This window comes from Streptomyces kebangsaanensis, from assembly GCF_001906585.1.
Lineage (GTDB): Bacteria > Actinomycetota > Actinomycetes > Streptomycetales > Streptomycetaceae > Streptomyces > Streptomyces kebangsaanensis.
The window spans coordinates 87,570-93,730 of sequence record NZ_JUJA01000133.1 but is presented as its reverse complement, the minus strand read 5'-3'; the positions used below and the strand labels follow the sequence as shown (position 1 = coordinate 93,730).

Annotated in this window: 8 protein-coding genes; 7 read left to right on the top strand and 1 reads right to left on the bottom strand. The window is 70.2% G+C overall.

Going from position 1 to position 6,161, the window contains the following annotated elements:
* The coding region (locus tag RH94_RS43895; RefSeq protein WP_234425877.1) for a GntR family transcriptional regulator at positions 1-374 on the bottom strand (374 nt) is incomplete at its 3' end.
* Positions 375-578: 204 nt separating this feature from the next.
* Here RH94_RS43895 and RH94_RS19345 point away from each other — a divergent pair.
* From RH94_RS19345 to RH94_RS19310, 7 genes are all read left to right on the top strand, one after another.
* Positions 579-926, top strand: a complete 348-nt coding sequence (locus RH94_RS19345; protein ID WP_073948797.1) for an SCO3933 family regulatory protein — start codon at positions 579-581, stop codon at positions 924-926.
* The gene (locus RH94_RS19340) at positions 926-2,245 is read left to right on the top strand and encodes an FtsK/SpoIIIE domain-containing protein (RefSeq protein WP_073948805.1); all 1,320 of its coding nucleotides are present in this window, start codon (positions 926-928) and stop codon (positions 2,243-2,245) included. Before RH94_RS19345 ends, RH94_RS19340 begins: the two co-directional genes overlap by 1 nt.
* Positions 2,246-2,257: 12 nt before the next feature.
* Positions 2,258-2,452, top strand: a complete 195-nt coding sequence (locus RH94_RS19335) for a hypothetical protein (RefSeq protein WP_073948796.1) — start codon at positions 2,258-2,260, stop codon at positions 2,450-2,452.
* Between the two features lie 32 nt (positions 2,453-2,484).
* Positions 2,485-2,775: a hypothetical protein gene (locus RH94_RS19330; protein WP_073948795.1), complete on the top strand. Its 291-nt coding sequence runs from the start codon at positions 2,485-2,487 to the stop codon at positions 2,773-2,775.
* A 361-nt stretch (positions 2,776-3,136) separates the two neighbouring features.
* Entirely contained in the window at positions 3,137-4,510 is a 1,374-nt protein-coding gene (locus tag RH94_RS19320; protein ID WP_073948793.1) for a replication initiator, read from the top strand.
* Positions 4,500-4,712 (top strand): helix-turn-helix transcriptional regulator, encoded by a 213-nt coding sequence (locus RH94_RS19315; RefSeq protein ID WP_052840685.1) that lies wholly within the window; start codon positions 4,500-4,502, stop codon positions 4,710-4,712. The genes RH94_RS19320 and RH94_RS19315 overlap by 11 nt, the downstream gene beginning before the upstream one ends.
* A complete protein-coding gene (locus RH94_RS19310; protein WP_073948792.1) occupies positions 4,709-6,097 on the top strand; it encodes a tyrosine-type recombinase/integrase in 1,389 nt (462 codons plus the stop codon). The genes RH94_RS19315 and RH94_RS19310 overlap by 4 nt, the downstream gene beginning before the upstream one ends.
* The last annotated feature ends 64 nt before the right edge of the window (positions 6,098-6,161 follow it).

Sequence of the window (6,161 nt, the reverse complement as noted above, 5' to 3'; positions counted from 1 at the left end):
CGGAGTAGGTCTGCCAGGGCTAGCGGGGCGTCGGTGCGGGTGGCTACGGGGGGCTCGGCGTCTGTCCAGCGGATGCCGTCGGCCTCGACGTACCGGCCGTCGGAGGCTCGGCGTACGCCGCGCGGGCGTGTGAGGCTCGGGCGGCTGTGGGGTGAGCGGGCGAAGGTGCCTCGGCCCATGATGGCCTCGACGAGACCGGATGCCCGTAGTTCCGTGAGGCCCTGACGAACTGTGGGGCGTGTCACGCCGAACTGCTTCGCCAACGCTTCCTCCGAGGGGAGCGGTTGGCCGGCCGGGAAGGTGCCGTTCAGGATGCCTTCGCGCAGATAGTCGGCGATCTGCCGGTACTTCGGCTGCGTCTTCTTCGGCGGCATGCGGGCCCTCCGTGGCCGTGGCCTTCGCGGCTGTTCGTCGTCGTAGACAGCGTGTCCACGATCGTGGACAGCTTCCCTCATTGCTTGGTCGGTTGACAACCCGTACTACGGGTCGGCACTCTGGTCTGGCGTCACCCGTAGTACGGGTTGTCTAGCAGCCCGGAGGATGGGCCTTCGGGTGCCTGAGATGAGGAGATCCGAACAGTGGCAAGCCTTCCGATCGACACCGCGAAGTTCACGGGGATCATCTGTGCCGTGCCCCCGGCTCCGCGGGTCGCCAACCGTGAGACCGGTCAGCTTCGCGTCGACCGCGAGACCGGCAAGACCATGTACCAAGTCGGCCTGTGCCTGATGGCCGGAGCGTCGGCGGACGTCGTCACCGTGAGCGTGGCGGGTGAACCGGCCGGTGTGCAGCTCGGCATGCCGGTGGCCGTGCGGGACCTGGTCGCCACGCCGTGGGAGAACGAGGGGCGGCACGGGATCGCGTTCCGCGCGGCGGAGATCCGGCCCCTGAGCGCTCCCGCTTCGGCGGGCAAGGGGGCCGGGCAGTGATGAACCTGGCCTCCACCCCTTCGGCCGGGGCGACTGGTCCGAGTTGGGTTCTGGTGGTCATCGCAGTGCTGGTGTCGGGTCTGCTTCTCGCAGGCCCGGCCCTGCGCCGCCGCTACCCCGTCGCCTGGTGGCTGTTACTCGGCTTCCCTGCCGCAGCCTTCCGGGTGGTGCGCACCTGGCGGGCTTTGATGGCGGGGTGCGGGCTCGCCGTGAGTCGTCGGCCAGCCCTGACGGTCGTGTCCGGGCTCGTCGGCAACGGGGCGCCTCCACCGTTGCCGCGTGTGCCGCGCCCCGGCCTCATACGGCCCACTTCCGGCGGCTTCCTGCTACTGGTTCGGCTGCTGCCGGGTCAAGTGCCGGAGGACTTCGTCAAGGCTGCACCTGCCATGGCGGAGGACTGGCAGGTGCACGCGGTGCGGGTGACCTCCTGGAAGCCGGGAGTCGTGCGGATCACCGCTTCGGCGGCCGACCCGCTGGCCGCTCCTCGCGTGCCGAAGCAGCGGGGGCCCGGCCACTTGCTCCGGGTGACCGTGGGCGCGCTGGAGACCGGGACCACGTGGGTAGTCGACCTGCGGCGCGTACCGCACTGGCTGATCGTCGGGGCCACCCGCTCCGGTAAGTCGACGCTGATCAACGCACTTGTGGCGGGCATGGCTCCGCAACCCGTCGCACTGGTCGGCATCGACTGCAAGGGCGGCATGGAATTGTCGCTCTACGAACAGCGGCTGTCCGCGCTCGCGACCAACCGTGAACAGGCAGTCCGGCTGCTGACCGCGCTCGTAGACCTGACCCTCGACCGCATGACCGTCTGCCGGGCTGCCCGCGTCCGCAACATCTGGGGCCTGTCGGACAAGGAGCGCCCGGTACCCGTCGTGGTGATCGTCGACGAGATCGCCGAACTGTTCCTCGTGGCAAGCCGCAACGAGAAGGACGAAGCGCAGGCGGCCGGTACGGCGCTGATCCGACTGGCCCAACTGGGCGCGGCTCTCGGGGTCTTCCTCGTCGTCGCCGGCCAACGCGTCGGCTCCGACCTGGGGCCCGGCGTCACCGCACTGCGGGCACAACTGGGCGGCCGGGTGTGCCACCGCGTGGCCGACCCCGGCACGGCCGAGATGGCGCTCGGCGATCTCAACCCGGACGCGCTGAAGGCGGCGCAGGCCATCACGCCGGAACAGGCCGGTACGGCCGTCCTCGCCTCCGGGGACGGCTGGGAACGCGCCCGGTCGCACCTGATCACGGAAGCAGAGGCGGAAGCCGTCGCCGCCGAGTACGCGCACCTGACTCCGGTTCTGTCCGAACTGCACGTCGAAGCGCCGTGAAAGGGGCCTGCCGTGCTGGTGTCCACGTCCGCCGTTCTGCTGCTCGGACTGCTGATCTGGTTCCTCCTGCGCATCCGCTACCTGAGGTGGGCCGACGCGCTGATCTGCGGAGCCTTCGGATTCCTGCTGTCCCGGACCGTGGCCGCCCCGTTCGTTCAGGGGCTCCTCGACGGCGTGAGCGGCTTCCTCGGCCTCTTCCGCTTCTGAACCTCTCCATCGAACCGCGAAAGGGACTCTCTGTGTCCGACTACGTCATTCGCTCCGGTGACCGTGCCGCGTTCCTGGCCGGCCTACGGGAGCTGATCGACTTCCTGACCGCCAACCCGACCGTCGTCGTACCGCGCTACGCGTCCATCACGGTCGTGGTCAACGCCTCCGACTCCGTTGCACGCAGGGACGCGGTGGAGTTCGTCGCCGCTCCGCTCGGCGTGCCGGTGGAGGACATCGGCCGGGGCTACTTCGACGCGTGCCGCGACTTCGGACCGATCTCGTACGGCGTCGTCGGGATTCCTCCCGAGGAGCGGCAGTGACCGCCCGTATGACGGGCTCCCGACGGGGCGCGAAGTCGCCAAACCCGACCCCGTCAGGAACCCACTCCATCCGCCACGTGAGCAGTGAAAGGAGCACTCACACTTTGTCCACCGCGCATCATTCGCGCAAATCCCCCCTGCCCGACTGCGAACTCAGGCAGCACGGCCCGGACGTCTCGACCTGCGCCGGACGCGAACAGGTCGTCCTGGTCCACCTCGACGGAACCGAGCAGCGCCTATGTCCCGCGCACGCTGCCGCCCTCTGGCTCACGGACCCGACGCTCCGCTTCAGCGCCAAGACACGGCCGGAGGGGATCTCGGCCGTGATGGGGCAGGCGTTCGGCGGCGGGGGTGGTCGCCGATGACCACAACCCTTCCCGAGAACGCTGCTGCTGCCCTGGTCGCCAGGGCGACAGAGCCGGACTTCGCGGCCTGGCGCCGGAATATCGTCCGCCTCGGTGGCTGCACCAACCCGATTCACCTGGTCGGCACGGCAACCGTCTACGACACGACCACGGGCGCGGCCCTGCTCTCCTACGGCTCGGACGTCTACGGCGGTCGCCTGCTCACCTCGTGCGGCAATCGGCGGGCGACGGTCTGCCCGGCCTGCTCGGCTGTGTACCGGGCGGACACGTACCAACTGGTGCGGGCCGGCCTCGTCGGCGGCAAGGAGGTGCCGGAGGCGGTGAGCGGTCACCCGCGGGTGTTCGCCACGCTCACCGCTCCCGGCTTCGGCCCGGTCCACACGCGCCGTGAACGTGACGGGCGCGTGCGGGCTTGTCGGCCTCGTCGGGTGGGGGAGTGCTGTCCGCACGGGACTCCGGCCGGATGCCGGGAGCGGCACCCAGCGGATGATCTCCGTCTCGGTGAACCGCTCTGTCCGCGCTGCTACGACTACGCGGGGGCCGTCCTGTGGCACGCGTTCGCCGGTCGGCTCTGGCACCGGTTCGGGCTGGAGCTGCGGCGGGAGGTCGCTCGGCGGGCCGGGCTGTCGCGGACGGAATTCGGGGAGGTCGCCCGGCTCTCGTACGCGAAGGTTGCCGAGTACCAGCGGCGGGGCCTGGTCCACTTCCATGCCGTGATCCGGCTCGACGGTCCGGACGGGCCCGGCTCGGCTCCGCCCGGCTGGGCGACCGTGCCGCTCCTGGTGGACGCGGTCCGGGCCGTGGTCGGTCGGGTGCGGCTGACCGCTCCGGGCGCGGATGTGGTCGGTCCGCGGATGCTGCGCTTCGGCACGCAGGTCGACGTTCGGCCGGTCACCTCGTACGGACGGGACGCGGGGGAGCGGCCTGCTTCTGCGGGGGCCGTGGCGGGCTACATCGCCAAGTACGCCACCAAGGGTGCGGAGTCCGCCGGCGCGGTGGACGGCCGCATTCATCACGCGCGGGAGATGGTCATGCTGCCGGTGCGCGCGCATGTGCTGCGGATGATCGGCACGTGTTGGTGGCTCGGCGGCCTGCCGGAGTTCGCGCCGCTCGGGCTGCGTCGCTGGGCTCACATGCTCGGATACGGCGGCCACTTCTCCACCAAGTCGCGTCGGTACTCGACCACGCTGACCGCGCTCCGGCAGGCCCGTGTCGACCATCGCGCGGAGCAGCAGCGGGCCTCCCTCGACCTGGCCGACCACCCCACGGTCACGGTCGGCGAGTGGCGGTACGCGGGGCGCGGCTACTCACCGGAAGCAGCTCTCCTGGCTGCCTCGGTGCGGGAGGGCGGTGGCCTTCATGGCACGTGACAGCCGTGCGAAGTCGGCCGAACTGCTCACTGTCCGGCAGGTGCTCGACGAACTGGGCGGCGTCTCCCGGCGCACCTTCTACCGCTGGCGGGAACTGCGCCTCGCTCCGGTCTGCATCCGACTGCCGAACGGGGAGCTGAGGGTCCGTCGGGACGTGCTCGACGAGTGGTTGGAGGAACGTGCGGAGGGGGCGGCATCGTGAAGTCGTACAAGGCTTCCGTCTGGAAGCTGTCGGTCAACAAGACCACCAAGAAGCCGACCTACCTCGTGCGCTGGGTGGTCGACGGACAGCCGTTCAGCGAGTCGTACAAGACCAAGACGCTGGCTGACCGCTTCCGGGCCAAGCTGGTGCGGGCGCTCGACAAGGGCGAGCCGTTCGACACCGTCACCGGTCTGCCCGACTCGCTGCGCGGTGGCAAGGCGGCGCTGTCCTTCCTCGACCTGGCGGTGAAGTACGTGGATGCCCGATGGGTGGAGGCGTCGGCCAAGCAACGGGACAGCATGACCGATGCGCTGGCGACGGTCGTTCCTGTCCTGGTGAAGCCGGGGCGGGGGCGGCCTGCTCCGGAGGTGCTTCGGCGGGCGCTGCGTTCGTACGTCCTGCCCGTACCCCGTAGGGAGCGGGAGCGGCCGGAGGAGATCGCCGCGGCGGTGAAGTGGATCGAGAAGGCATCGCTGCCGGTGGCGGAGCTGCAAGAGATCACCCGGGTGCATGACCTGATCGACACGCTGGGCCGGAGGCTGGACGGCAAGCCTGCGGCGACGCAGACGTACCGGCGGCGGCGCGCCGTGGTCTTCAACGCACTTGAGTACGCCGTGGAGCTGGAGCACCTGCCGTCCAACCCGTTGAGCCGGGTTCGGCGCAAGCGGGGCAAGCGGGCGCTGCAGGAGGTTGACCGCCGGGTGGTGGTCAACCCTCGGCAGACTCGGGAGCTGCTGACCGCCCTCACGTACGTGGGCGGCTACGACCGGGCGAGCGGTCGGCGGCTGCGGGCGTTCTTCGGGTGCCTGTACTACGCGGCCATGCGGCCGGGGGAGGCCCTCGGCCTTCGCCGCTCTGACTGCACGCTTCCGGCGTCGGGCTGGGGCCGTATCGAGCTGGCGGAGACCCGTCCCACTGCTGGAAAGGCGTGGACGGACTCCGGGGAAGCGCACGATCGGCGCGGCCTGAAGCAGCGGGCCCACGGTGAGGTACGGATCGTGCCGATTCCGCCTCCGCTGGTGCGGCTGCTCCGCGAGCACCTGGAGGAGTTCGGCACGGCGGAGGACGGTCGGCTGTTCTCCAGTGAGCGGGGCAACGTGATCGCTGCCTCGTCGTACTCCCGGGCGTGGAAGCAGGCTCGGGAACTGGCGCTCGCCCCTGATCAGGTGGCCTCGGTCCTGGCCTTCCGGCCGTACGACCTCCGGCACGCGGGCGTCTCCCAGTGGCTCAACTCCGGGGTGCCGGCACCGGAGGTCGCCGCTCGTGCGGGCCACTCGGTCGACGTCCTGCTGAAGATCTACGCGAAGTGCATCGACGGCCAAGAGAAGGAGATGAACGACCGGATCATGCAAGGGCTGGGGGAAGGAGATGACCCTACGGACTGACACCCGAACATGATCGACAGGCCGAAGCCCTGGACTGCGAAAGGTCCAGGGCTTCGGCCTGTCC

Bases quoted from the DNA above. Each gene is read 5' to 3' on its own strand.
- RH94_RS19340 (WP_073948805.1), top strand. From the start codon at position 926: ATGAACCTGGCCTCCACCCCTTCGGCCGGGGCGACTGGTCCGAGTTGG.
- RH94_RS19320 (WP_073948793.1), top strand. From the start codon at position 3,137: ATGACCACAACCCTTCCCGAGAACGCTGCTGCTGCCCTGGTCGCCAGG.
- RH94_RS19315 (WP_052840685.1), top strand. From the start codon at position 4,500: ATGGCACGTGACAGCCGTGCGAAGTCGGCCGAACTGCTCACTGTCCGG.